This window comes from Citrobacter portucalensis, assembly GCF_023374935.1.
Classification (GTDB): domain Bacteria; phylum Pseudomonadota; class Gammaproteobacteria; order Enterobacterales; family Enterobacteriaceae; genus Citrobacter; species Citrobacter portucalensis.
Genome location: NZ_CP092466.1, coordinates 3,392,227 through 3,416,468, shown reverse-complemented (window position 1 = coordinate 3,416,468; position 24,242 = coordinate 3,392,227). Strand labels below are relative to the sequence as shown.

Sequence of the window (24,242 nt, the reverse complement as noted above, 5' to 3'; positions counted from 1 at the left end):
GTCAGGGCGGTTCGGAGTTGTTATGTCTTTTGATTCCCTTGGTTTAAACCCTGAAATTTTACGTGCCGTTGCCGAGCAGGGTTACCGTGAACCTACCCCTATTCAGCAGCAGGCTATTCCTGCCGTGCTGGAAGGCCGCGATCTGATGGCCAGCGCCCAGACCGGTACGGGGAAAACGGCAGGTTTTACCCTGCCGCTGTTACAGCACCTGATCACCAATCAGCCGCATGGTAAAAGCCGTCGTCCGGTTCGTGCGCTGATCCTCACGCCAACCCGCGAACTGGCGGCCCAGATTGGCGAAAACGTCCGTGATTACAGTAAGTATCTGAATATTCGCTCGCTGGTGGTCTTCGGCGGCGTCAGCATTAACCCGCAGATGATGAAGCTGCGTGGCGGCGTAGATGTGCTGATCGCCACTCCGGGTCGTTTGCTCGATCTGGAACACCAGAATGCGGTGAAACTGGATCAGGTTGAGATCCTGGTACTGGATGAAGCTGACCGCATGCTGGATATGGGCTTTATTCACGATATTCGTCGCGTTCTGGCAAAACTGCCGGCAAAACGTCAGAACCTGCTGTTCTCGGCAACGTTCTCTGATGACATTAAATCGCTGGCCGAAAAACTGTTGCACAACCCGCTGGAAATTGAAGTGGCGCGTCGTAATACCGCGTCAGAGCAGGTTACTCAGCACGTTCATTTCGTTGATAAAAAACGTAAACGCGAACTACTGTCGCAGATGATTGGTCAGGGCAACTGGCAGCAGGTGCTGGTGTTTACCCGTACCAAACACGGTGCGAACCATCTGGCGGAACAGCTGAATAAAGACGGTATCCGCAGCGCGGCGATCCACGGTAACAAATCTCAGGGAGCGCGTACGCGTGCGCTGGCTGATTTTAAATCCGGTGATATTCGCGTGCTGGTGGCGACCGACATTGCCGCGCGAGGTCTGGACATTGAAGAGTTACCGCACGTGGTGAACTACGAGCTGCCAAACGTCCCGGAAGACTACGTGCACCGCATTGGTCGTACCGGTCGTGCGGCCGCTACCGGCGAAGCGTTGTCTCTGGTGTGCGTCGATGAACACAAGCTGTTGCGTGACATCGAGAAGTTGCTGAAAAAAGAGATCCCGCGTATTGCAACGCCAGGCTATGAGCCAGACCCGTCCATTAAAGCTGAGCCGATCCAGAACGGTCGTCAGCAGCGTGGCGGCGGCGGTGGTCGAGGGCAGGGCGGAGCAGGGCGTGGACAGCAGCCGCGTCGTCAGGATGGCGGAGCGCCAAAAGCGAAACCGCGTAGCGGCGAAGGCAAACCGGCAGGTGATAAACCTCGTCCACCGCGCCGTCCGCGCAAACCGTCTGCAGCGCAGTAATTGCGAGCCCGGCCGAAAGGTCGGGCTTTTCTTTTTGCGACACGGGATAGAAAGTGCCACAATAGTGGCTGTTTATACAGTATTTCAGGTTTTCTCATGGCACTTACGGCTGCGCTAAAAGCGCAAATCGCCGCCTGGTACAAGGCGCTTCAGGAACAGATCCCCGACTTTATCCCCCGTGCGCCGCAGCGGCAGATGATTGCTGACGTCGCGAAAACGCTCTCCGGGGAAGAAGGGCGGCATCTGGCGATTGAAGCACCGACCGGGGTGGGGAAAACCCTGTCGTATCTGATTCCCGGTATTGCCATCGCGCGTGAAGAACAAAAAACGCTGGTGGTCAGTACCGCCAACGTCGCTTTGCAGGACCAGATCTACAGCAAAGATTTACCGCTGCTGCGCAAAATTATCCCCGATCTGCGTTTTACCGCTGCGTTTGGTCGCGGACGCTATGTCTGCCCGCGTAACTTAGCGGCGCTGGCCAGCACTGAACCCAATCAGCAGGATCTGCTGGCTTTTCTCGACGATGACCTGACGCCCAACAACCAGGAAGAACAAAAGCGCTGTGCCAGGCTAAAAGGCGATCTCGACAGCTACAAGTGGGACGGGCTGCGCGACCACACCGATATCGCCATTGATGACGGACTCTGGCAGCGTCTGAGCACCGATAAAGCCAGCTGTCTGAATCGCAACTGTCACTACTATCGTGAATGCCCTTTTTTTGTCGCCCGCCGGGAGATTCAGGAAGCTGAAGTGGTCGTGGCTAATCATGCGCTGGTAATGGCGGCCATGGAAAGCGAAGCCGTCTTGCCGGAGCCGAAAAACCTACTGCTGGTACTTGATGAAGGCCACCATTTGCCGGATGTGGCGCGCGATGCGCTGGAGATGAGCGCAGAAATCAGCGCCCCCTGGTATCGACTTCAGTTGGATCTATTTTGCAAATTAGTGGCTACCTGCCTGGAGCAGTTTCGCCCGAAGACCACGCCGCCACTGGCAAATGCCGAGCGTCTGAACGGTCACTGTGAGGAGCTGTATGAGCTGATTTCATCGCTCAATAACATTCTTAATCTGTATATGCCCGCTACCCAGGAGGCAGAACACCGCTTCGCGATGGGCGAATTGCCTACGGAAGTGATGGAGATTTGTCAGCGTCTGGCAAAGCTAACAGAAATGCTGCGCGGTCTGGCGGAACTGTTCCTCAACGATCTCAGCGAAAAAACCGGCACTCACGATATCGTGCGTCTGCATCGGGTTATTTTGCAGATGAACCGGGCGCTGGGCATGTTTGAGGCGCAAAGCAAACTGTGGCGGCTGGCATCGCTCGCGCAGTCGTCAGGCGCGCCGGTGAGTAAATGGGCGACGCGCGAGGTGCGTGACGGGCAGATCCACGTCTGGTTCCACTGCGTGGGGATCCGTGTGAGCGATCAGCTCGAACGACTGCTGTGGCGTAGCGTCCCGCATATTATTGTCACTTCCGCAACGCTGCGATCGCTCAACAGCTTCTCGCGTTTGCAGGAGATGAGCGGTCTGAAGGAAAAAGCAGGGGACCGGTTTGTCGCGCTGGACTCACCGTTTAATCACGTTGAACAGGGCAAAATCGTCATTCCGCAAATGCGCTACGAACCGTTAATTGATAACGAAGAGCAGCATATCGCGGAAATGGCCGCCTATTTTCGCGAACAGCTGGAGAGTAAAAAGCATCAGGGTATGCTGGTACTCTTTGCCAGCGGTCGCGCGATGCAGCGTTTTCTTGAGCACGTTACCGATCTGCGCCTGCTGTTGTTGGTGCAGGGCGATCAGCCGCGCTATCGTCTGGTGGAGTTGCACCGCAAACGGGTGGCCAACGGCGAGCGCAGTGTACTGGTTGGGCTGCAATCTTTTGCTGAAGGTCTGGATTTGAAAGGCGACCTGCTGACTCAGGTGCATATTCATAAAATCGCCTTTCCGCCAATCGACAGCCCGGTAGTGATCACCGAGGGTGAGTGGTTGAAAAGTCTGAACCGCTACCCCTTCGAGGTGCAGAGCCTGCCTGCGGCGTCGTTCAATTTGATCCAGCAGGTTGGGCGACTCATCCGTAGCCATGGCTGCTGGGGAGAAGTGGTTATTTATGACAAGCGTTTATTGACCAAAAGCTATGGCAAGCGTTTACTGAACGCGTTACCCATATTTCCGATAGAGCAACCTGCTGTGCCAGACGTTATAGTAAAACCAAAAGAAAAAGCGAAACCCACGCGCCGCCGTCGGCGTTAACGATGCGAGCAACAGGCAAGGAGTTATCGATGGATTACCGCAAAATCATTAAAGAGATTGGGCGAGGAAAAAATCACGCGCGTGACCTGGACAAGGATACTGCTCGCGGACTGTATACCCATATGATGAACGGCGACGTACCTGACCTTGAGATGGGCGGGGTACTGATTGCGCTACGTATCAAGGGCGAAGGTGAAGCGGAGATGCTGGGCTTTTACGAAGCGATGCAAAACCACACCATTCGCCTGACTCCGCCGGTAGACAAACCCATGCCGATTGTCATTCCCAGCTATAATGGCGCACGCAAGCAGGCGAATCTGACTCCGTTGCTGGCAATTTTACTGCACAAGCTGGGTTTTCCAGTAGTGGTGCATGGCGTCAGCGAGGATCCAACCCGCGTACTGACTGAAACCATTTTCGAACTGATGGGGATTACGCCAACGCTGCATGCCGGGCAGGCGCAGGCAAAGCTGGATGGTCATGAGCCGGTGTTCATCCCGGTGAGCGCGCTGTGTCCTCCGCTGGAGAAACAGCTGGCGATGCGCTGGCGCATGGGGGTGCGTAACAGTGCGCACACGCTGGCTAAATTAGCCACGCCGTTTGCTGAAGATGCCGCGCTGCGTCTTTCCAGCGTGTCCCACCCGGAATATGTTTCGCGCGTGGCGAAGTTCTTCGGCGATATCGGTGGGCGCGGCCTGTTGATGCATGGTACCGAGGGCGAAGTGTATGCCAACCCGCAGCGCTGCCCGCAGATAAGCCTGATAGATTCATCCGGTGTGCGAGTGCTACAAGACCGACAGAGCGAGATGCCTGACGAGCCGGTACCGCTACCGGTAGCAAAAGACCCGGAAACCACCGCGCGCTGGATTGAGCGTTGTCTGGCTGGCAGTGAGCCTGTTCCGGCATCGTTGAAAATCCAGATGGCCTGCTGCCTGGTGGCAACCGGTGAGTCCGCCTCACTGGCTGAAGGACTTGCCCGCGTCGAGCAAAGTTTCTAAACCATTTGTTATCCCGACGGGCCTGTTGCCTGGCCTGTCGGTTCTCTCTTTTCGGCAATGTGAAATTTCTGCACGTTTATTGACCTCCAGCGCACCGTGGCGCAGCATAGTTTGTTGAAAAATAAGAAACACAACAAACACGTGACACAACAGGAGATAACAATGAACAGTGGACATCGCTTCCATGTGCCAACGCTGCACGCCTTTATCCAGGCCGTTTTTCATCAGATGGGAAGCAATGATCAGGAGGCGCGGCTGGTGGCCGACCATCTGATAGCCTCTAACCTCGCCGGTCACGACTCCCATGGCATCGGTATGATCCCAAGCTATATTCGTTCATTCTCGCAGGGGCATCTGCAGATCAACCGTCATGCCAAAGTGGTAAAAGATGCGGGGGCGGTGATTACGCTTGACGGCGACTGTGCGTTTGGTCAGGTGGCGGCGCACGAGGCAATCACGCTTGGAATCGAAAAAGCGCGTCAGTACGGAATCGCTGCCGTGGCATTACATAATTCGCACCATATCGGCCGTATTGGCTACTGGGCGGAGCAATGTGCGGCGGCAGGTTTTGTCTCGGTACACTTTGTGAATGTGGTGGGGATCCCGATGGTCGCACCGTTTCATGGGCGCGATAGCCGTTTTGGCACCAATCCTTTCTGCGTCGTGTTTCCACGTAAAAATACCTTCCCACTGTTGCTGGACTATGCAACCAGCGCCATCGCGTTTGGCAAAACCCGTGTGGCATGGCATAAGGGCGAGCCGGTGGCTCCAGGATGCCTGATTGATGTGGCGGGTGTTCCCACTACCGATCCTGCGGTAATGCAGGTTTCTCCGCTGGGGTCGTTGCTGACCTTTGCTGAGCACAAGGGGTATGCGCTGGCGGCGATGTGCGAAATTATGGGCGGTGCGCTTTCTGGCGGTAAAACCACACATGAAGAGAGCCTGCAGACCAGCGCGGACGCCATCATTAACTGTATGACCACCATCATTATGAATCCACAACTGTTCGGCGCGCCGGACTGCGACAACCAGGTCGCGGCATTTGCTGAGTGGGTGAAAGCGTCCCCGCATGCTGAAGATGCCCCGATCCTGTTGCCTGGGGAGTGGGAGGTGAACACTCGCGAGGAACGGCTGGAACACGGTATTCCGCTGGATGCCGGAAGTTGGCAAGCGATTTGTGAGGCGGCACTGCAAATTGGGATGCCAGACGCCGTGTTGCAGGAATTCTGCCAACGGCTGAAACAATAGGCAAAAAAAAGCCCGTCCAGTGGCGGACGGGCAAACAAAGGGTAACAAACAGGGTCAATGAGGGTTGGAGCATTGGGTCGTACAGGTAATCTTTCGGTTATTTATAGATAACCGCGGTGCCGCTCATTTTGTCTTTGCCGATAGCGGAAGTGATGCTGTACCCAGTTGCGCCAGCAGCATTCGCTTTCTCAGCCAGTTTGGCTTCCAGTCCGTCCAGCGTAGTGGCGCCGTCAGCAGATACCACACCAATTTTGTTCATGTTTTGCGCCTGAGTAGAGGAAACCGGCTCGGCAGCGAAAACGCCAAATGACAGGGTGGACAGGGCGATGGCAGCAACAGCAAATTTGATATTTTTCATGATTAATCTCTCGCAGGGTTGTTCTGTTAGTCAGTGTTCTTTAAGAAGACGTTGTTCCGTCGATGTGATAAGTATCACGTTTTTTTTGGTGAGAGAAAATCTAATAGAATTGACGACATCAATCAAAAAAATTGAATGACAAATAACTTATTGAATATTAATAAATTCGAGTAAGGGATTTACAGTTCTTGTCATTGCGCTTTACAGAGAAGGCGACAACGGCACATTTTGCTACACAGGGTGCAAAAAAGCGTGCTCGTAAAGGAAATCGTATGCGCTGAAACTTTTGGTAAAGATAAGTCAACGTAGCTGGCTGTCTTTCGAACCCCTGCGATTATATCCTGAAAATGCTGAGTTATGTGAATCTTTATCCTGTTGGCAGGTGATGCATAAGCGTACCCCTGGCACGGCCTCACGTCTGGCCTGAGGGATAGGATTGCCGCATTCTTCGCATTCATACAGACTTTCCCCCGTCGGTAACTCACCGCGAGCGCGGGCAACAGCATCTTCAATAGTATTGTTGATCTGTTCGTTAACCGCGTCGTCATTTGCCCATCCGGATGCCATGTGTACCTCCTGCTGATGTCTACAGACTAAGTATAGCGAAGGTGATGGCTGAAAAACGACCACGCGCCAGCAGTATCAGATTTCAGACCATTCACGCAGCAGGTTATGGTAGAGATTGAGTAATGACAGGATCTCGCTGCTCTCCCCATGGCGAGCCTTCAGGGATTGAATGTTTTTATCCAGTTCAAAAAGCATGGCGCGATTTTTGTCGTCACGGACCATCGACTGTATCCACATAAAAGACGCTACACGAACGCCATGGGTCACTGGCGTGACGCAATGTAGGCTGCTGGAAGGGTAAAGCACCAGATCGCCTGCCGGAAGCTTCACCGCATGCTGGCCGTAAGAATCATTGACCAGCAGTTCTCCCCCTTCATAATCATTCGGGTTACTCAGGAATAAAGTTGCGGAAAGGTCCGTGCGCATCCAGCCGTTTTGCGGATGGCTACGCACCGCACCGTCAACGTGAAAACCGTAGGTCTCGTTGTCCTGGTAGCGATTAAACAGCGGTGTGGAGAGCGTTTTCGGTAGTGCTGCGGCGAAGAAAAGCGCGCTGTTATTTACCGCAGTCTGTACCGCCTGTTGTAAAACGCCGTAGCGTTCACTTTGCGTATTCACCTGCTGGTTGTTTTTAACCTGCGCCCCCTGAGCGCCGGTGGTTGCGCGGCCATCAACCCAGTCGGCAGCGTCCAGTTGTTCGCGAAACCAGGCTACATCCTGCGCCGACAGAACGCCGGGAATGTGGTACATCATCAGTGTTTCTCCTGAAAGTGGGGCTTACGCCCCACGCGATGGATTAGAAATGCATATTGGCGGTGAGCAGGAAAGTTCTTGGCTCGCCCGGATGATAGCGGTATCCACTCTTGTTTATGGAAGATACATAATCGGTGTCGAACAGGTTATAGACGTTTAGCTGGAAATCGAGATTGCGATTCACGCGATAGCCCAGTTTGGCGTCAGCGACCCAGTAACCTTCAGTGTAGGATGGCGTACCCACCGCACCGTCGGAACCGCGATGCATACTGCCCACGTAGCGAGCGCCTGCGCCAACGGAGATATCATCGGTAGCCTGATACTGGCTCCACAACGTGAACGCATGTTCAGGCGTATACGGCAGGGATGAAGAGCCATCCTGAGCAACATTTTTACCGCTGTGGATGGTCGCGCGTTGCTGGGTGTAGCCGCCAATAACCTGCCATGCGGGGGTGATGTTGCCTGCTACCGAGAGTTCATAGCCTTCAACGCGTTTCTCTCCGTATTGGGAATAGGTACCGTCGTCGTTCTGCTCAACTTCATTCTCAATATCCGTGCGGAAAATCGCGGCGGTTAACAGCAGGCGCTTATCCAGCACCTCCCATTTGGTGCCGATCTCGCTGGTTTTCGCTTTCTGCGGTTTGAAATCGGTACGGTTCGCACTGTTACCGCTGCCGCCCTGAGCAAGAGCAAAGTTGCTGCCGCCCGGCGGTTGCTGAGAAACGGCATAGTTGATGTACACGTTACCGTTATCGGTCAGGTGATACAGCGCGCCCGCTTTCCAGTTCACCAGATTGCCTGATTTGGCGGTATCCACAGTGGTGACCGGGGAACCTTTGGCCACACCTGTCGGGCACGCGACTGCGCCTCGACCGGAAGCGCCACAAGCGGTGGCACTGTCATATTCAGTGCGGTAATTGTCGAGGCGAATACCACCGTTCAGTTCGAACTCACGGGTAATTTGTAGCGTATCAAAAGCATATACGCCGAAGGTATCTGTTTGCCCGTTAGCATTGGCGCCGTTACGAGACAATCCGCCGATATTCACATTGCTGTCGGGGTGATAGATATTCACCGGTGGCGGGGTGATCGGGGCTACACCGTAGTTGGTTTGTGTTTCGCGCGTCAGCTCCACGCCGGTGCTGATGTCGTGACCGATGGATCCCGTGTAAAACTTTGAGGTCAGGTTGGTCTGGTTGGTCAGGATTTTATTGCTGACATCTTTTGTATTTGCCAGGCGTGACCAGGTCCAGGTGTCGACGCTGCTGGTGGGTTGGGTGATGTTAGACGCACCGCCCATCACCGCCGTCATCAGATAATCCTGTTTAATGCGCGACCAGCGGGTGGTGTTGCGAATAGTAGTGCTGTCGTTCAGGTCATGTTCAAAACGCATCGTCGCGGTATCGGTCGTCGAATCGTCGTAATCCGAGTTGGTACCGTAGAAATTATGCGTATCCACTTTTCCTGAATGATTTAGCGCAGAAGTCCCCGCAGAAGGCGCGGAATATCCCGGCAGACCGATGGTGGGGACACCGCCATCCGGCGTGTTGTGCTGGGTGACGTGCAGATAGTTCAGGTACAGTCGGTTCTCAGTGCCTAAGCCAAAAGCGAGAGAGGGGGCCACACCATAACGTTCATTCTTGACATTATCGCGACCAGCATCATGCGTTTTTTCACCCATCAGGTTTAAACGTGCGGCTGTGGTCTCGCCGATGACCTGGTTAATGTCCAGTGTACCCCGGCGGAACCATGCGCTACCGACGCTGGCTGAAGCATCGATGCCTGAGTCGGTGCGCGGCTGTTTGCTGATCATATTGATAGAGCCAGTCGGCGCGCTACGTCCATAGTCGGTGCCGGAAGGACCTTTGATCACTTCCACCTGTTCGGTATTGAAGGTGTCGCGCGTGACGCTGCCAATATCACGAACACCGTCGATATATATACTGTTCGAGGTATCCGCACCACGCATATAAACCGCGTCACCGGTGGTGGAGTTACCGTTCTCACCGGCGAAAAATGCGCCAACGCCTGGGACGTTTTTCAGCGCATCGGTCAGATTTGTTGCGCCTTGATCCTTAATCACCTGCTCAGAAATTACTGTCATGGTGCGGGTTGTATCCGCCACCGGACGGGAGAATTTAGGGTCGGCAGACTGTGTTGGGGCGTACAGCGAAGGTTTGGCCGCTTCAACGACCAGGGTGTCTTCTTGTTTTTTATCCTGGTCACCCGCAGCGACAGCCTGAGCTATCGGGGACAGACCAATGCACAGACCGGCAAAAAAAGTCAGTGAGTGGAAGCTACTGGACGGCAAGTTGCGATTTTTATCCATGTTAATGAGTGACTTATTATTTTTTGAGTGGACGGTTTCACTCACGCGAAGGGACATCTCTATGGATGTTATACCCTGCAGGCCTCGCGGAAATGAATGTGTAATTGATAATGATTTTGATAATCATTGCTAATCAGTGCGACGTTTTAGCATTCATTAATTCAAAAATAAATACATTTATTTACATTGTATTCAAAATGCCAACACATTGATTACAACTTGAGCTGCAAATGAAGTGAACAGCGCGCAGAAAACTGCATTCGGGATGAATGCAGTTAGGCTAAGGAAGGGGGGTTACTTATAGATAGTTGCGGTGCCGTACATCTGATTTTTACCGCCTGCAGAATTAACGACAAAACCTTTTGCCCCTTGCTCTTTCGCTTTCTCTGCCAGCTTGTCTTCGAGGTCGCTCAGGTTAGAGGCGCCGGTAGCGGATACTGTGCCGGAAGCTTGTAGCTGACCGGTAGCCGGGCTGGTGTATGGCTGTGCTGCAAAGGAGGCAAATGTCATGCCGGTAAGTACGGTAGCGGCAAGTAATGTGAGGCATTTCTTCATGGTGATATCCTCTGAAAAACAACAGGTGTGCCTGATAAGTTTAGGTCGTCAGCGGATGACATTTACCGCAAAAAACTGGTGATGAACTGTCTGTTTTTTGAACAATCCGCAAAGCATCAAACAGGCGTAAAAAATCAAATTTCCTTGTTGTGTGTGTTTACCGCGTGGCGTTATGCGGGTATCTTACGCCGCTGTTAAAAGGAGAATGCTATGTCCGCCCAGAAACCGGGATTACACCCACGCAACCGCCACAATGGCCGTTATGATCTTGCGACTTTATGCCAGGTTACACCCGAGCTGACGCAATTTCTCACCCTCACGCCCGGCGGCGAGCAGAGTGTTGATTTCGCGAATCCGCAGGCAGTAAAGGCGCTCAATAAAGCACTGCTGGCGCATTTTTATGCGGTGAAAAACTGGGATATTCCAGATGGTTTTTTGTGTCCGCCGGTGCCTGGTCGTGCTGACTACATACACCATTTGGCCGATCTGTTGGGTGAAACAAGCGGAACCATTCCGGCAAATGCGAGCGTGCTGGACGTGGGAGTGGGGGCAAACTGTATTTATCCACTGATCGGCGTGCATGAATATGGCTGGCGATTCACGGGTAGTGAAACCAGTAGCGAAGCGTTTAACAGCGCTCAGGCGATCGTCAACGCCAATCCGGGATTAACCCGTGCTATTCGTCTGCGTCGCCAGAAAGATGCAACGGCAATCTTCAACGGCATCATTCACAAAAATGAGCAGTATGAAGCCACATTGTGTAACCCGCCATTCCATGATTCTGCGGCCTCAGCCCGTGCCGGAAGCGAGCGCAAACGCCGTAATCTGGGACAGGACAAAGACGATGCGCTGAACTTTGGCGGACAGCAGCAGGAGCTGTGGTGTGAAGGCGGTGAAGTGGCGTTCATCAAGAAAATGATTGCTGAAAGCCAGGCCTTTGGTCGCCAGGTGATGTGGTTCACCACGCTGGTGTCGCGCGGTGAGAACTTGCCTCCGCTGTATCACGCGTTAACGGATGCGGGCGCGGTGAAAGTGGTCAAGAAAGAGATGGCCCAGGGGCAAAAGCAGAGTCGCTTTATTGCCTGGACCTTTATGGATAACGATCAGCGTCGTCGTTTTATGGCGCGTAAACGCTAAAGCGTTGGCTCGGTTGGCGGTAGTGGTTCGCTTGCCGCCGACGCAGGACCATTCCCTGGTGCAGGTAACACTTGATACGTCTGTACCGGGGCGCGTATGTTGGCCAGATCGAAGTATTTCTTCACCTGGCTGTCGAGCGCAAAACGTACCGTCCACTGCTTCAGCGGTAAGGTGGTAAACGAGACCCGTAGCGTGAATGCCGTATTGGTTAATCCTACAATCCCGGCAAACGACGGTTCGCCGATAATCAGCCCGCGAATATCATCTTTTTCCATCACCGCAGCAACCGCGTCTTTCAACGCCTGATTCGCTTTATCCGCATCCTCATGGCGGTCTACGTCGTAATTGGCGACGACCGATCCAATTCCACGCACAAAGTTGGCGAAGGTCGTTATCGATGACCAGGGAATAATATGGTACGCCCCGGTGTCCTGACGCACGCCCACAGAACGAATGGACATTCGTTCAACCGTACCGGTGAGTGGACCGATGGTCACCAGGTCGCCGGTGTTCATGCCATTTTCAAACTGAATAAAAATCCCGGTAATAATATCTTTTACCAGCGTTTGCGAGCCGAAAGAGATTGCCAGCCCCAGCGCCCCGGCCCCGGCCAGCAATGGGGCGATATTAACGCCAATTTCCGACAGCACAATCATGATGGTGATCGTGCTGATGATCACCGCCAGCGCGTTGCGAAACAGCGTCAACAGGGTTTGGGTACGAGCGCTGGGTAGCGGGCGGCCATGAATATCGGAAGCCAGACGATTTTCAATCAGGCTGGCGAGGATCGTCCAGCCGATGGCGGAGAAGAATAAAATCAGCGCGATACGGATCAGAATATCCACCGTTTTTTCTCCTGCGCCGTAATGCAGCCAGTTCCAGAAGTCGAACAGTCCCCAGGCATTCAATAGCAGCATCACCGCAACGCACACCGTCAGGATCCTGGCCACGCTTAACGCCGTCGACAGCCAGCCATTCAGCCGCTTTTGGAGTTCCGGATAGCTGCGCTGGGTGTGTGGCGAAAGGGTAATAGTTTTGGCTATCCAGCGGGAAAACATGCCGGAAACAAAGGCGGCAATTCCAATGATTACCAGGCTGCGCAGCGTAGCGCCCATCATGAATTTCAGGCTGTTACCCGGATCAAACAGCGAAAAGAAAAACAGCACAATGAAGTAGGCGCTGGCCAGCCAGTGCCATACCAACGCAAAGGCGCGGATAAACAGGCTGAAAAAAGCTAACGATCTTTCTGCCAGATTCTGTAAATGCAGCGTTATCTCTTTCTTGTTTCTGAAAATCAGGTACAGCGCCCATAGCGTGATACACAGCATGATGATGACGTTGGCCATCGCGCCGACCTGCACATTGACCTGATTGGAGATAATGGGAACGGCAACTATAAGCCCGTAACCAATCAAACTGCTTAATGAACTCAAACGCCGATTCCAGTAGCGCGCACCGGCATCCTGAATGTTAAACGGACGCAGTTCGGCCACTGTTGGGCAAAATATCAGACGCAGAATGGCTTTGAAGAACTCAATCAGGGCAAAGGCATTGAGAAACAGGCTTTGCTGAAAGGCGATGGTGCGACTGCCGGCGTTCATTCTGTCGCTCAGTATCTGCCCGACAAACAATGTCAGCGCCAGCAGAAGCAAATCAATAATGAATGCGCCAACGATCATTGCTGGAAGCTGCAGCCAGTTGCTGCGTTCGCGGTTTTTCCGCCGCGCCCATTGCCCCATTTTGCGATACAGCGGCAGCGCGCACAGGCGGATCAGCCAGTAAAACCCGAACACTGACGCCGCCAGCATTAAAAAATGAGTCAGGGCATTGGTGAACGTTTGCGGGTTAAAGGTCTTGTGCGGTGCATCGGTAATATTGCGATAAAGTTGGGCAAAGCGGCTGGAGAGCGCCTCACCGTAGTGCCGTGTGACATCCGTGACGTTTTCCAGCACCGTTTTTTCTTCTGTTAATGTGGGTGGAACAATGGTTGGCACCGGCTCGGCAGGGGGCGCTGTCGCCACTTTGCGTAACTGATCGATCAGTTCCTGACGTGAGGCGTCATTTTCCAGCACATCCGCCAGTGCGCCGTAGGCCGCTTTCTTCTGTTCAACATCCGGCTCTTTCGTTGGCGCGGCTTGTGCGTTGGTTGACGTTGGCGAGGTGACGCCAGGTATCGTCACTGCCTGAGTCGGAAGACTCAACAGACAAACAAAGATGAACAGGATCCAGCGCATGACTCCTCCCATGAGAAAATAAATTCAAAAGGATAAGTATAGATGTCAGAGCGGGAGGGAATTGAAATGAGAGGATTCTGGTGAAAAACCTCCCTTCGGGCGAAGGGAGGTTGAGCTATCAGGAAACGTGCTGCAAGAATTCCTGTAAGCGTTGGCTGGGGGGATTTTCAATCAGGGCCTGCGGATTACCGTCTTCGGCAATTCGTCCCTTATCAATGAAAATCAGGCGTGAAGCCACTTTTTCGGCAAAGCCAATTTCGTGGGTCACAATCACCATGGTCATCCCTTCTTCCGCCAAATCCTGCATCACTTTCAGAACTTCATGACGCAGTTCCGGGTCGAGTGCTGAGGTTGGCTCATCAAACAGCATCATTTTCGGTTTTACTGCCAGCGCACGGGCAATAGCCACACGCTGTTGTTGACCACCGGACAGTTCAGAAGGGTAGTGATGTGCACGTTCGGCCAGACCCACTTTTGCCAGCAGCTCTTTCGCCAGTTTCTCGGCCTGTTCTTTATTCGCCCCGCGTACGCGCTGCGGTCCGAACATGACGTTTTCCAGTGCCGTCAGATGTGGGAACAGGTAGAACTGCTGAAATACCATTCCGGCTTCCTGACGGATTAAGCGCTCGTCTACCTTCGGATCGTTTACTTTCAGACCGTCGACGATCAGATCACCGGAGGTTATCTCTTCCAGTTTGTTAATACAGCGCAGCAGGGTAGATTTACCGGACCCGGACGGACCGATAATCACCACCACTTCGCCCTGCTCAATGTTCAGGTCAATATTGTGCAGCACCTGAGTTGGACCAAAGTGCTTAGAAACGTTTTTAAATTCAATCACAGGATTTTCATCCTTCTTTCCAGACGACGCAGAATGAAGCTCAGCACCAGCGTAATGATCAGATAGAACACCGCAACGGCGCTCCAGATTTCCAGTGCGCGGAAGTTACCGGCAATGATTTCCTGGCCCTGACGGGTCAGTTCAGCGACGCCAATGACAATAAACAGCGAGGTATCTTTAATGCTGATGATCCACTGGTTGCCCAGCGGTGGCAGCATACGACGCAGTGCGAGGGGTAAAATAACGTGGCGGATAGTCTCTGTGCGTGAAAGTCCAAGCGCCAAACCGGCTTCGCTGAACCCTTTATGGATTGAGAGCACCGCACCGCGGGTGATTTCCGCAATATAGGCCCCGGAGTTGATCATGATGGTGACAACGGCGGCGCTAAAGGGGTCAATGCGTAAATCGTTAAATGCCATTGGCAGAGCGAAGTAAATAAACATTACCTGCACAACGATTGGCGTACCGCGAATGACCTCGATAAACACCAGCGCTACGTGGTTGGCGATCCAACCGCCGAAAGTGCGCGCAAACCCTGCTGCAAGTCCGATTATCAGACCGCCAGCCAGACCGAGGACCGAGATCCACAGGGTCATTTTGGCGCCTTCAATCAAAAGCGGGATGGCGGGCCAGATGGCACTCCAGTCAAACTGCATATGTCGTTCCTGTTACCGTGGTGTAAATATTCAAATGCCCGTTTTGCCGGATGTGCTGTGCTTATCCGGCCTACAGGTCTCAAAAATCCAGGCGTAGGCCCGGTAAGCATCACGCTACCGGGCAACGCTGCCGGTTATTATTTAGGTTCAGTACCGAACCATTTTTTGTAGATTTCGTTGTAAGTACCGTTCTCTTTCAGCGTTTTCAGCGCGCCGTTCACTTTCTCACGCAGGTCGTCGCTGCCTTTCGGGAAGGCGATACCGTACTGCTGGGCTTCCAGCGATTCGCCTACAGCTTTGAACTGACCATTGCCAGCTGTTTTGATGAAGTAAAGAATGTTTGGTGTGTCGTGCAGTACAGCGTCTGCGCGGTTGGTGCCCAGTTCCATATATGCGTTATCGATATTCGGGAACTGACGCAGGTCTTTGGTTTTGATATTCGCTTTCGCGTAATCAACGGAACCGGTGCCGCTCTTCACAGCGACGACTTTACCATCCAGATCTTTCACGCTTTTGACGTCGTTGTTATTCGTTTTCACCATCACTAACAGACCGCTTTTGTAGTAGCCGTCGGAGAAGTCGATCGCTTTTTTACGCTCATCGGTGATGGTGATACCTGCCAGTGCCAGGTCGATATTTTTGGTTTGCAGAGCCGGGATGATGCCGCTGAAATCCATTGGCTTCAGTTCATAATCCAGCTTCAGTTCTTTGGCCACGGCAGCCCACAGATCCACATCAAAACCAACGTATTTGTCACCCTGTTTGAATTCGAACGGTACAAACGCGGTGTCGGTTGCGACAACCAGTTTCTTATCTGCGGCATGGGAGGACACCGCAAAAGCCAGGGTAAGTGCAGCCAGTGAAACTTTTAATACAGACTTCATAGGATTTCCTTTTATATCCACGGGGCGATCCCCTGCGAGAACATATGGCTTAATGAAAAAATCGTGCCAATTTTGCAACTCATTGTTTTAACAAGAGGGTGTCTCGTTTCTCTGCACAATAAGTAGGGCATAGCGAATAATCTGCACTGTTTTGGGGCACTCATTTGGTGCGAACCAGTCACGGTGCAAACGGTATGACTATTTAGCGTAAAAATTGTTGATAAAACAATCTTTCGTTAACGATTGTGTGAGGTGATTATTACAAATAATTTACTTTGGAGTGACGAATGATCAATGTTATGCACCATAGATGTGCAAAACCCCCGCCGAAGCGAGGGTTATATAGGTAATTCTTATGTCTGCTGTTACTCAATGTTGGCTTCGATAAACCACAGGAATTTATCGAGGTCGCGAGAAGCTGCGGTAAAGATATCCGCGGTATCTTCGTCTTTTGCTTCGCTGATAGCTTTACGTACGCTGTTTGCAACTACGGCATAACGTTCGGCCAGCTCTTTTAAGTGGTCCTGTACGCTATGGATATCCAGCGGGTAACTTTTCAGAGGCGTTTTGCTGTTAATAACCTGAGTTGTGCCCAGTGCCACACCGCCCAACTGTACGGCGCGTTCAGCCATGGTATCGAGGTGATCGGTCAGAGCTGTACGGAAGCCATCCAGCATTTCATGTACTGCAATGAAGTTTGCACCGCGCATGTTCCAGTGAGCCTGTTTAGTGATCAATGACAGGTCAATGAACTGGATTACTTGCTGATTCAGCAGTTCTACGGTCGCTTTCTTTTCGCTATCAGACACATCGTTGCGGGTATAAAGGAGGGCGGATGCTTTTGTTTTTACCAGTTTCGCGGTACTCATATTTTCATATCCTCTTGATATTTATGTCCCAACTCTTCAACGGAATTAAGTATAGCGCTAAATTTGGATTTTTGTTTCCGGTGTTGCCTATCACTTTAATAGCGAAGAAGATGGTAAATATAAAATATCAAATAAAATCAATACAATGAGTATCTTGTTACTTGCGCGGTGTTATTTTTATGTTAATTTTAAGATTAAATGAAATATGCGGGTGAGAAAATTATATTTATTAGAATTATTATCACGCAGATTTACAATTGGATATTCTGCATGATTATGCAAACCATGCAGAATAATACGTGGTTAATTCACGTCGACTTGTTTTATTTGTGGCTCTTTACGAATAGTGAGCGTAGAGCCCATTGATGCGACAATAATGGCGCCCAGAGCAAGCGTCTGGATAAGCGTCAGCGTTTCACCGAGGAAGATCATTCCGGAAACCGCTGCCAGCGCGGGTTCCATGCTCATCAATGTACCGAAAGTACGTGTAGGCAGGCGCGTCAAAGCAATCATCTCCAGCGAATAGGGAAGCGCAGTAGAGAGGACTGCAATGGCCAGACCTAACGGCAGTATGGACCAGTGCCACAGGGCATCTCCGGCCTGGAGTGCGCCGATTGGTACAAATACCAGAGCTGCAATGAATGACCCTACTGCGACGGTTGCCGGACCGTGTTCCGCCCCGGCTCGCTGCCCGGTAAGAATATAGATGGCCCAGCAGGCGCCAGCCCCCAGCGCCAGCGCTGCGCCGGTTAAATCTACGTGAGAAACGTCCTGACCCAGAGGCAGCAGGAACCAGAGCCCGAGTACTGCCAACGCAACCCAAATGAAATCCACCGGGCGTCGGGATGAAAACAGCGCTACCGCGAGCGGGCCGGTAAATTCCAGCGCCACGGCGATTCCCAGTGGGACGGTTTGGATAGACAGGTAGAAAAGATAGTTCATCCCGCCCAGAGACAGGCCATAAAACAGTAGCGGCAGGCGTTGTTCTTTGGCGAATCGTAAACGCCAGGGCTTAAAGAAAGCGATAAGGATGAGCGTGCCCAGCGCAAGGCGCAGCGCGGTAACGCCCGGCGCACCGACGAGTGGGAACAAAGATTTTGCCAGTGATGCTCCGCTTTGAATGGAGGACATAGCAATAAGCAAAACCAAAATAGGCAACCAGACTGGCGCTTTACGTGACAACCCCGGCATCCTTTCTCCTGTCAAATGATGATTACACGTCTCCATCTGTGCCACGCTTCAGCATGGTTACGACGCAGATGATTTTATGTATAGAAAAGTAAAACAGCGAGTGTAATGGAATTACGCTCAACTGGTTGAGTATTCGTTGAAAAAAAAATTGCTCAGTTCCGTACAATGGCATGAAAATGATGGATTAATAATCTGTGTGATTAGGAATATTCTGGATGAATGTGCCATATTGTGCGCGCAATAATGGTATTTTCAGTTGAAAAAGTGATGTTAATTGAAAGAGATAGCGGGTTTTTGAAATGTTCTGTTACATGAAAGACCCCGTTAGACATCGCGAATCGCAAAGAGTTTCCCATCAATTTTTGGTATATTTAAAACTTAAGATTTACTTGAAGCACATTTGAGGTGGTTATGAAAAAAATTGCATGTCTTTCAGCACTGGCCGCTGTTCTGGCTTTCTCCGCAGGTACTGCTGTAGCTGCTACTTCTACCGTTACCGGTGGTTACGCTCAGAGCGATGCTCAGGGCGCAGCGAACAAAATGAACGGTTTCAACCTGAAGTATCGCTACGAGCAGGACAACAACCCGCTGGGTGTTATCGGTTCCTTCACTTACACTGAAAAAGATCGTACCGATGCTTCTGGCGACTACAACAAAACCCAATACTACGGCATCACTGCTGGTCCGGCTTACCGTCTGAACGACTGGGCAAGCATCTACGGTGTAGTGGGTGTTGGTTACGGTAAATTCCAGAACGCAGCATCTCCGGCTGACAACCACAGCACCAGCGACTACGGTTTCTCTTACGGTGCTGGTCTGCAGTTCAACCCGATCGAAAACGTTGCTCTGGACTTCTCCTACGAGCAGAGCCGTATTCGTAGCGTTGACGTTGGCACCTGGATTGCTGGCGTGGGTTACCGCTTCTAATCACTTCGGTGATATGAAAAATCCGCCTCTTGGGGCGGATTTTTTTTGCGTGTAATGCAGGAAGGAATGTCGTTGTAGGCCTGATAAGCGCAGCGCATCAGGCATCGGTAGCAAAATGCCTTATCCGGCCTACAAGCGTATTATTTGGTTGAGAAAATATCGGTACCCAGATGGTTGTAGTCCACCTTCTGCAGTTTGAAGTTGGTGATGTACACCGGCCCGGCTTTTTTCTCTGAGATAAAGCGGTAGCTGTTGGTGATTTCTTTTGCGCTTATCCCCGTCCACTGCGAGAAAAAGCTGAGGAAATCATTGGCGGAGCGACGGGCTTTAATCACCCGATGCGCTTTATCATCGCTCGACAGCACCATAAAAGGCACCTGGAAATTCTGCTGGAACTGATCGTCATGCGCCAGGTACTGCACCTCTTTTCCCCGCTCTTTAAACGCGAGGCCATGATCGGAGAAATAGACCATCGAGAAGCTATTACCGCTGTTACGTAACTGCTCGTAAAGCTGGCGCAGTAGGTCATCCGTCTGCGTCATGGTGTACAGATAACAAGATGTCTCTTTTGACTGGACGAAAGTCTCGTATTTACCCTGCGTTCGGTCACAGGCCTGCGGATGCGAACCCATTAAATGCAGCACGATGAGCTGTGGCTGGGTGCGCTCGGTTGCCAGCACCTGGGCAGTCATCTTCAACAGCGCTTCGTCACGGGTGTTTTTATCCGCTTCGAAGTCACCGCTTTTGAGGAACTGAACCTCATCAGCGCGCTTCGCAATGCTGGCGATGGCCGTATCGTATTCACCAATCTGTCCCTGATTGGAAAACCACCATGTCTGAAAGCCCGCGCGGTTAGCCAGGGTGACAAAGTTATCCTGGAACTGGGGTTTATTATCCACTACCCGATTAAGCGTTAAGCCGAGCGATTTTTGCGTTGAACCGCTGGCCGCAATGTAATCCGCGAAGATATAGCCGTTAACGGAGCTGGCAAACGGGGTGTTATCCCAGTGGCCGCCAAACGCCCCTAACGCATCGCGGCGGGCGCTTTCGCCGATCACCACGACGTAGGTGTGATACTTCGGTTTAACGGCGGTTACCGTCCAGCTGTCTTTTACGCTCGACAGTTTCGCCATACGCTCTTGTTCGTCGAGCACTTCGTTGTTATTGACGATAACGTCCTTGGCGAAACGGAAAACCGGATAGCCAGTGTCTTTCAGCTTGAACACGCCGCCCCAGGCCAGGTTTTGTACCGGGGTAACAAAGAATGCGACAACGCTAAACAGCAAACAAATGCTGTCGAACTTATTCCAGCTGCGCTGCTGCACATCTTTTTTACGGCGTACGGCGATAACGCCAAGGGCAAAAATAAACACTCCAACCAGATAACTGTACCAGGGGAAGATGGTCAGGATCTCGGTTGACTCTTCCATATTGGTTGAGTGCAGCGCCAGCAAGGTATTGAAGTTCGGTGAACCATAAGCCTGGCCGAACGGAAAGTACATTGCTGCAATGAGTGAGCAAATGCCAATCAGTGCTTTCTGCGCGCGCGGCGCGCTACGCCACAGCAGCATCAATATGCAGGTGAAAGCAACGCTATAGAGCAGGCTAAGCGGATAGCCCAGTGCAAGGTTGATCAGCAAAGACTGTAAGAAATAGAGGCCAGTCCACGGACTAATCGCTCGGCTACGAGCAATGATTGAATCTTTGAGGGTTAAATTCATATGCCACTGTTACAAAAACGCCATGTGCTTACCCTGGCGCTAAGGGTCATTGCCTGCCTGAGAGAGCGAGAAGAGGGATAGGGTCCGCATCCGCGAGCCGCAATATACGCAGGGCTGCGAAAAGATAGAGTGTGCGCAAGAGAAGGTCAACTACTACAAAGAAATTGTTTTGCGAGGGACGTGGCAAAACTGACAAAAAGAAGGGTTATTGAGACGAAAACCACCACTGTACCCGAATGACGGCAGGAAAATGAAGCGGCGTACCGCGACGCCGCATTATTTTTCTGAAGGTTTATCCTGCTCTGGTTTGCTGTTAATCATGTCACACAGCATAGAGATCAGCATCAACCGTACTTTAAAGGGAGAGTGGCTAAACACGTGTATACACCTCTTAAATTCATTCATGTAAACCTCCTGACTTCACGATCCCATCAGTCCTTGAGGGATGTCTTTATTATATACAGATATAGCACAGGCTATATTATATAGCTATTGCTAAAACGTTAATTTTTTGTGCCCACGCAACTCTGGTTTACAATGAGCGCTCTCTAATCAGATGCCGTTAACGCGTCACAGTAACGAGGAAGCAGAATGAGTCGTCGCGCAGGTATGCCAACAACAAAAAAAGTGACGCAATTGGTGAATGTCGAAGAACACGTTGAAGGATTTCGTCAGGTCCGGGAGGCGCATCGCCGCGAACTGATTGATGACTACGTAGAGCTGATTTCCGATCTCATTATTGAGGTAGGTGAAGCGCGCCAGGTGGATATGGCAGCGCGACTTGGGGTTTCCCAGCCGACGGTTGCTAAAATGCTTAAGCGCCTAGCTTCAGTCGGATTGATTGAAATGATCCCGTGGCGTGGGGTGTTTTTAACCGCAGAAGGTGAACGACTAGCCCAGGAGAGCCGGGAACGTCATCAGATTGTGGAAAATTTCCTGTTGATGTTAGGCATCAGCCCGGAAATTGCCCGTCGCGACGCGGAGGGGATGGAGCATCACGTCAGTAAGGAAACGCTGGAGGCTTTTAGCCGGTTTACGCAACAGCAAGGAACGGGCTCTGAATGAGTTTTCCTTTATTACGTGCTTTACAGCGCGATCGTTTTTTCCAGCTGTTAATCATCGTTGGGGTTGTACTGAGTCTGTTTACGCCATTTACGCCCCGGTCCTGGCCAGGGGCGATTGACTGGCACACGATAATCACGCTTAGCGGCCTGATGTTACTGACCAAAGGCGTGGAGCTAAGCGGTTATTTCGATGTGTTAGGTCGCAAGATGACCCGCCGCTTCAAAACAGAGCGCCAGCTGGCGATATTTATGGTGCTGGCGGCGGCGTTGTTGTCGACGTTTCTGACCAACGATGTTGCATTGTTTATTGTTGTTCCGCTGACCATCACCCTGAAAAAATTATGTGCCATTCCGGTGAATCGCCTGATTATCTTTGAGGCGCTGGCGGTAAACGCCGGATCGTTGCTCACGCCAATAGGTAATCCGCAAAACATTCTGATGTGGGGACGCTCAGGCTTATCGTTTACCGCGTTTACCTGGCAAATGGCGCCGCTTGCGGGGGCCATGATGCTGACGCTGGTGGTGCTGTGCTGGTTCAGTTTCCCGCATAAAGCGTTGCACTATCATACCGGTACGCGCGCGCCTGACTGGCAACCACGCCTGGTATGGAGTTGTCTGGCGCTGTATATCATCTTCCTGGCGGCGCTGGAGTTAAAGCAAGAGCTGTGGGGTCTGGCTATTGTGGCGGCAGGGTTCATGGTACTGGCGCGTCGCGTGATCCTCAGCGTGGACTGGACGTTGCTGTTAGTATTTATGGCGATGTTCATTGATGTGCATTTGCTGACGCAGCTCCCGGCCTTGCAGGGGATTTCCCACCAGATTGGCACGCTCTCAGCACCGGGACTTTGGTTAACGGCTATTGGCCTGTCGCAGTTTATCAGTAATGTGCCCAGTACGATTTTGCTGCTGAACTATGTCCCGCCGACGTTGCTGCTGGCCTGGGCGGTTAATGTGGGCGGCTTTGGTCTGTTGCCGGGATCGCTGGCGAATCTCATTGCGTTACGGATGGCAAACGACCGACGGATCTGGTGGCGTTTTCATTGGTATTCGGTACCGATGCTGATATGGGCGGCGCTGGTGGGGTATGGTTTGCTGCTGTTGATGTAATTGATGTGATGTGCCGGATGGCGGCTGGCGCCTAATCCGGCCTACTGCGTTGGTAGGCCCGATAAGCGTAGCGCCATCGGGCATATATAGCAGATTAGTTCAAACGAACCGGCATACCTGAACGGTTCTGTACCGCCTGCTCAACGACGGCTTGATCGACGTCAGACTGGCCGGTGATGCTGGTAATGCTCTTGGTCAGGGTAATCGGTACGATTTCTCCGCCTTCGAACTGTGCTTCAGTCGTAGACAGTGGGTTATGTACTTCGATGTAACGGCTGCCGTCTGGTTCGGTAGTGGCTTTTACCGGCTCATCAATAAACTGTACACGGGTGCCGACTGGCACATTTTCAAACAGGAATTTGATGTCGTCGTTACGCAGACGCACGCAACCGTGGCTGACGCGTAAGCCTACGCCGAAGTTAGCATTGGTGCCGTGGATGGCATACAGGCGACCGATATACAGCGCGTACAGTCCCATCGGGTTATCCGGACCTGCCGGAACAACGGCTGGCAGCGGCTCGCCCGCAGCGCGGTATTCCGCATGCATTTTCGCCGTTGGCGTCCAGGTTGGGCCCGCTTTTTTACGTTCTACTTTGGTTGTCCAGTTGATTGGCGTGTCTTTGCCCAGCTGGCCGATACCGATCGGCAGAACAATTACGGTGTTGGTGCCTTTCGGGTAGTAGTACAGACGCATTTCAGCGCTGTTGATAACAATACCTTCATGCACGGTATCCGGCAGGATCAACTGCTGAGGAATGTTCAGCACGGTGCCGCCTTTCGGCAGGAAGGTATCCACGCCCGGGTTGGCTTCCAGCATGTTAGACAGACCCATCTGATACTCTGCCGCAAAATACTCCAGCGGTTGGGTGTTGCCTTCAGGAATAGTAATGACCTGGTTTTGGCCAATCAAACGGCTACCATCAGTCGGCAGCGGGTACGTGACGGCTGAAGCGGTATTACAAAAACCAACTATTGCGAGTGCCGCCGCGAAAAGCGTTGTTAATTTCATATTCATATTCATGTATGCGAGATTCAGTGCCAGGCAGGCTAGTGGGTTGAGATTTATGTAGTGTTGGGCACGCATTATATGTGCAATCTGAGCAACAAGGAATTCGGATGTGTACTAAATCACATTTTTTTCCTTTTGGTTTCACTTTTTCCCTTCCGCATGAAGACGCGATCTTCTT

22 protein-coding genes are annotated in these 24,242 nt (G+C 52.1%); 8 read left to right on the top strand and 14 right to left on the bottom strand.

Annotated features, from left to right (window positions below; genetic code table 11):
• The first annotated feature begins 22 nt into the window (after positions 1–22).
• The 4 genes from rhlE (at position 23) to LY264_RS16640 (ending at position 5,862) form a co-directional block, all read left to right on the top strand.
• Positions 23–1,369, top strand: a complete 1,347-nt coding sequence (rhlE, locus tag LY264_RS16655; RefSeq protein ID WP_003831551.1) for an ATP-dependent RNA helicase RhlE — start codon at positions 23–25, stop codon at positions 1,367–1,369.
• A gap of 96 nt (positions 1,370–1,465) precedes the next feature.
• Positions 1,466–3,616 (top strand): ATP-dependent DNA helicase DinG, encoded by a 2,151-nt coding sequence (gene dinG / locus LY264_RS16650; protein WP_048226022.1) that lies wholly within the window; start codon positions 1,466–1,468, stop codon positions 3,614–3,616.
• A gap of 29 nt (positions 3,617–3,645) precedes the next feature.
• On the top strand, positions 3,646–4,614 hold the full coding sequence (gene ybiB / locus LY264_RS16645) for a DNA-binding protein YbiB (RefSeq protein WP_071692211.1): 969 nt from the start codon (positions 3,646–3,648) through the stop codon (positions 4,612–4,614).
• A gap of 162 nt (positions 4,615–4,776) precedes the next feature.
• On the top strand, positions 4,777–5,862 hold the full coding sequence (locus tag LY264_RS16640) for a malate/lactate/ureidoglycolate dehydrogenase (RefSeq protein WP_048226018.1): 1,086 nt from the start codon (positions 4,777–4,779) through the stop codon (positions 5,860–5,862).
• Positions 5,863–5,959: 97 nt separating this feature from the next.
• Here the strand turns inward: LY264_RS16640 and ybiJ are convergent, their stop codons facing one another.
• The 5 genes from ybiJ to mcbA form a co-directional block, all read right to left on the bottom strand.
• Positions 5,960–6,220, bottom strand: coding sequence for a DUF1471 family protein YbiJ (ybiJ, locus tag LY264_RS16635; RefSeq protein ID WP_003831561.1), 261 nt, complete (start codon positions 6,218–6,220; stop codon positions 5,960–5,962).
• Between the two features lie 300 nt (positions 6,221–6,520).
• Positions 6,521–6,787 carry a DksA/TraR family C4-type zinc finger protein gene (locus LY264_RS16630; protein WP_032942775.1) on the bottom strand — a complete coding sequence of 89 codons (267 nt, stop codon included), beginning with the start codon at positions 6,785–6,787 and terminating at the stop codon, positions 6,521–6,523.
• A gap of 75 nt (positions 6,788–6,862) precedes the next feature.
• Entirely contained in the window at positions 6,863–7,540 is a 678-nt protein-coding gene (ybiX, locus tag LY264_RS16625; RefSeq protein WP_048226017.1) for a PKHD-type hydroxylase YbiX, read from the bottom strand.
• A gap of 43 nt (positions 7,541–7,583) precedes the next feature.
• Positions 7,584–9,869, bottom strand: coding sequence for a catecholate siderophore receptor Fiu (locus tag LY264_RS16620; protein ID WP_048226452.1), 2,286 nt, complete (start codon positions 9,867–9,869; stop codon positions 7,584–7,586).
• A 294-nt stretch (positions 9,870–10,163) separates the two neighbouring features.
• Positions 10,164–10,424 carry a DUF1471 family periplasmic protein McbA gene (gene mcbA / locus LY264_RS16615; protein WP_003035239.1) on the bottom strand — a complete coding sequence of 87 codons (261 nt, stop codon included), beginning with the start codon at positions 10,422–10,424 and terminating at the stop codon, positions 10,164–10,166.
• 210 nt (positions 10,425–10,634) lie between these two features.
• Here mcbA and rlmF point away from each other — a divergent pair, with 210 nt between their 5' ends.
• Positions 10,635–11,561: a 23S rRNA (adenine(1618)-N(6))-methyltransferase RlmF gene (rlmF, locus tag LY264_RS16610; RefSeq protein ID WP_048226015.1), complete on the top strand. Its 927-nt coding sequence runs from the start codon at positions 10,635–10,637 to the stop codon at positions 11,559–11,561.
• Here rlmF and ybiO read toward each other — a convergent pair.
• The 6 genes from ybiO to rhtA all read right to left on the bottom strand — a co-directional run bounded on the left by ybiO (position 11,558) and on the right by rhtA (position 18,236).
• Positions 11,558–13,795, bottom strand: a complete 2,238-nt coding sequence (gene ybiO / locus LY264_RS16605; RefSeq protein WP_071692212.1) for a mechanosensitive channel protein — start codon at positions 13,793–13,795, stop codon at positions 11,558–11,560. The genes rlmF and ybiO overlap by 4 nt on opposite strands.
• A 118-nt stretch (positions 13,796–13,913) precedes the next feature.
• Positions 13,914–14,636, bottom strand: a complete 723-nt coding sequence (gene glnQ / locus LY264_RS16600; protein ID WP_048226011.1) for a glutamine ABC transporter ATP-binding protein GlnQ — start codon at positions 14,634–14,636, stop codon at positions 13,914–13,916.
• Positions 14,633–15,292, bottom strand: a complete 660-nt coding sequence (glnP, locus tag LY264_RS16595; protein WP_003035248.1) for a glutamine ABC transporter permease GlnP — start codon at positions 15,290–15,292, stop codon at positions 14,633–14,635. The genes glnQ and glnP overlap by 4 nt, the downstream gene beginning before the upstream one ends.
• A 137-nt stretch (positions 15,293–15,429) precedes the next feature.
• Positions 15,430–16,176, bottom strand: coding sequence for a glutamine ABC transporter substrate-binding protein GlnH (gene glnH / locus LY264_RS16590; RefSeq protein ID WP_048226008.1), 747 nt, complete (start codon positions 16,174–16,176; stop codon positions 15,430–15,432).
• A 365-nt stretch (positions 16,177–16,541) separates the two neighbouring features.
• Positions 16,542–17,045, bottom strand: a complete 504-nt coding sequence (gene dps / locus LY264_RS16585; protein WP_003035253.1) for a DNA starvation/stationary phase protection protein Dps — start codon at positions 17,043–17,045, stop codon at positions 16,542–16,544.
• A 303-nt stretch (positions 17,046–17,348) separates the two neighbouring features.
• On the bottom strand, positions 17,349–18,236 hold the full coding sequence (gene rhtA / locus LY264_RS16580; protein ID WP_008784209.1) for a threonine/homoserine exporter RhtA: 888 nt from the start codon (positions 18,234–18,236) through the stop codon (positions 17,349–17,351).
• Positions 18,237–18,647: 411 nt separating this feature from the next.
• Here rhtA and ompX point away from each other — a divergent pair, with 411 nt between their 5' ends.
• On the top strand, positions 18,648–19,163 hold the full coding sequence (gene ompX / locus LY264_RS16575) for an outer membrane protein OmpX (protein WP_048214619.1): 516 nt from the start codon (positions 18,648–18,650) through the stop codon (positions 19,161–19,163).
• Between the two features lie 140 nt (positions 19,164–19,303).
• Here ompX and LY264_RS16570 read toward each other — a convergent pair whose 3' ends face one another.
• Positions 19,304–20,884 (bottom strand): phosphoethanolamine transferase, encoded by a 1,581-nt coding sequence (locus tag LY264_RS16570; protein ID WP_048214618.1) that lies wholly within the window; start codon positions 20,882–20,884, stop codon positions 19,304–19,306.
• 276 nt (positions 20,885–21,160) lie between these two features.
• Positions 21,161–21,289 (bottom strand): manganase accumulation protein MntS, encoded by a 129-nt coding sequence (gene mntS / locus LY264_RS16565; RefSeq protein ID WP_048226006.1) that lies wholly within the window; start codon positions 21,287–21,289, stop codon positions 21,161–21,163.
• A 186-nt stretch (positions 21,290–21,475) separates the two neighbouring features.
• Between mntS and mntR the strand changes: the two genes are divergently transcribed.
• Together mntR and LY264_RS16555 are read left to right on the top strand one after the other, a co-directional pair.
• Positions 21,476–21,949, top strand: coding sequence for a manganese-binding transcriptional regulator MntR (mntR, locus tag LY264_RS16560; RefSeq protein WP_003831586.1), 474 nt, complete (start codon positions 21,476–21,478; stop codon positions 21,947–21,949).
• Positions 21,946–23,055, top strand: a complete 1,110-nt coding sequence (locus tag LY264_RS16555; protein WP_048226004.1) for an anion transporter — start codon at positions 21,946–21,948, stop codon at positions 23,053–23,055. The genes mntR and LY264_RS16555 overlap by 4 nt, the downstream gene beginning before the upstream one ends.
• A gap of 94 nt (positions 23,056–23,149) precedes the next feature.
• Here LY264_RS16555 and ldtB read toward each other — a convergent pair whose 3' ends face one another.
• The gene (gene ldtB / locus LY264_RS16550) at positions 23,150–24,070 is read right to left on the bottom strand and encodes a L,D-transpeptidase (protein ID WP_008784213.1); all 921 of its coding nucleotides are present in this window, start codon (positions 24,068–24,070) and stop codon (positions 23,150–23,152) included.
• Positions 24,071–24,242 lie beyond the last annotated feature (172 nt).

Excerpts from the sequence above, each read along its gene's own strand:
- glnP (WP_003035248.1), bottom strand. The coding sequence starts at position 15,292 with ATGCAGTTTGACTGGAGTGCCATCTGGCCCGCCATCCCGCTTTTGATT.
- LY264_RS16555 (WP_048226004.1), top strand. The coding sequence starts at position 21,946 with ATGAGTTTTCCTTTATTACGTGCTTTACAGCGCGATCGTTTTTTCCAG.
- mntR (WP_003831586.1), top strand. The coding sequence starts at position 21,476 with ATGAGTCGTCGCGCAGGTATGCCAACAACAAAAAAAGTGACGCAATTG.
- LY264_RS16640 (WP_048226018.1), top strand. The coding sequence starts at position 4,777 with ATGAACAGTGGACATCGCTTCCATGTGCCAACGCTGCACGCCTTTATC.
- LY264_RS16570 (WP_048214618.1), bottom strand. The coding sequence starts at position 20,884 with ATGAATTTAACCCTCAAAGATTCAATCATTGCTCGTAGCCGAGCGATT.
- mntS (WP_048226006.1), bottom strand. The coding sequence starts at position 21,289 with ATGAATGAATTTAAGAGGTGTATACACGTGTTTAGCCACTCTCCCTTT.
- ldtB (WP_008784213.1), bottom strand. The coding sequence starts at position 24,070 with ATGAATATGAAATTAACAACGCTTTTCGCGGCGGCACTCGCAATAGTT.
- ybiX (WP_048226017.1), bottom strand. The coding sequence starts at position 7,540 with ATGATGTACCACATTCCCGGCGTTCTGTCGGCGCAGGATGTAGCCTGG.
- ybiO (WP_071692212.1), bottom strand. The coding sequence starts at position 13,795 with ATGCGCTGGATCCTGTTCATCTTTGTTTGTCTGTTGAGTCTTCCGACT.
- rlmF (WP_048226015.1), top strand. The coding sequence starts at position 10,635 with ATGTCCGCCCAGAAACCGGGATTACACCCACGCAACCGCCACAATGGC.
- dinG (WP_048226022.1), top strand. The coding sequence starts at position 1,466 with ATGGCACTTACGGCTGCGCTAAAAGCGCAAATCGCCGCCTGGTACAAG.
- dps (WP_003035253.1), bottom strand. The coding sequence starts at position 17,045 with ATGAGTACCGCGAAACTGGTAAAAACAAAAGCATCCGCCCTCCTTTAT.
- glnH (WP_048226008.1), bottom strand. The coding sequence starts at position 16,176 with ATGAAGTCTGTATTAAAAGTTTCACTGGCTGCACTTACCCTGGCTTTT.
- rhtA (WP_008784209.1), bottom strand. The coding sequence starts at position 18,236 with ATGCCGGGGTTGTCACGTAAAGCGCCAGTCTGGTTGCCTATTTTGGTT.
- mcbA (WP_003035239.1), bottom strand. The coding sequence starts at position 10,424 with ATGAAGAAATGCCTCACATTACTTGCCGCTACCGTACTTACCGGCATG.
- LY264_RS16620 (WP_048226452.1), bottom strand. The coding sequence starts at position 9,869 with ATGGATAAAAATCGCAACTTGCCGTCCAGTAGCTTCCACTCACTGACT.
- ybiJ (WP_003831561.1), bottom strand. The coding sequence starts at position 6,220 with ATGAAAAATATCAAATTTGCTGTTGCTGCCATCGCCCTGTCCACCCTG.
- ompX (WP_048214619.1), top strand. The coding sequence starts at position 18,648 with ATGAAAAAAATTGCATGTCTTTCAGCACTGGCCGCTGTTCTGGCTTTC.
- LY264_RS16630 (WP_032942775.1), bottom strand. The coding sequence starts at position 6,787 with ATGGCATCCGGATGGGCAAATGACGACGCGGTTAACGAACAGATCAAC.
- rhlE (WP_003831551.1), top strand. The coding sequence starts at position 23 with ATGTCTTTTGATTCCCTTGGTTTAAACCCTGAAATTTTACGTGCCGTT.
- ybiB (WP_071692211.1), top strand. The coding sequence starts at position 3,646 with ATGGATTACCGCAAAATCATTAAAGAGATTGGGCGAGGAAAAAATCAC.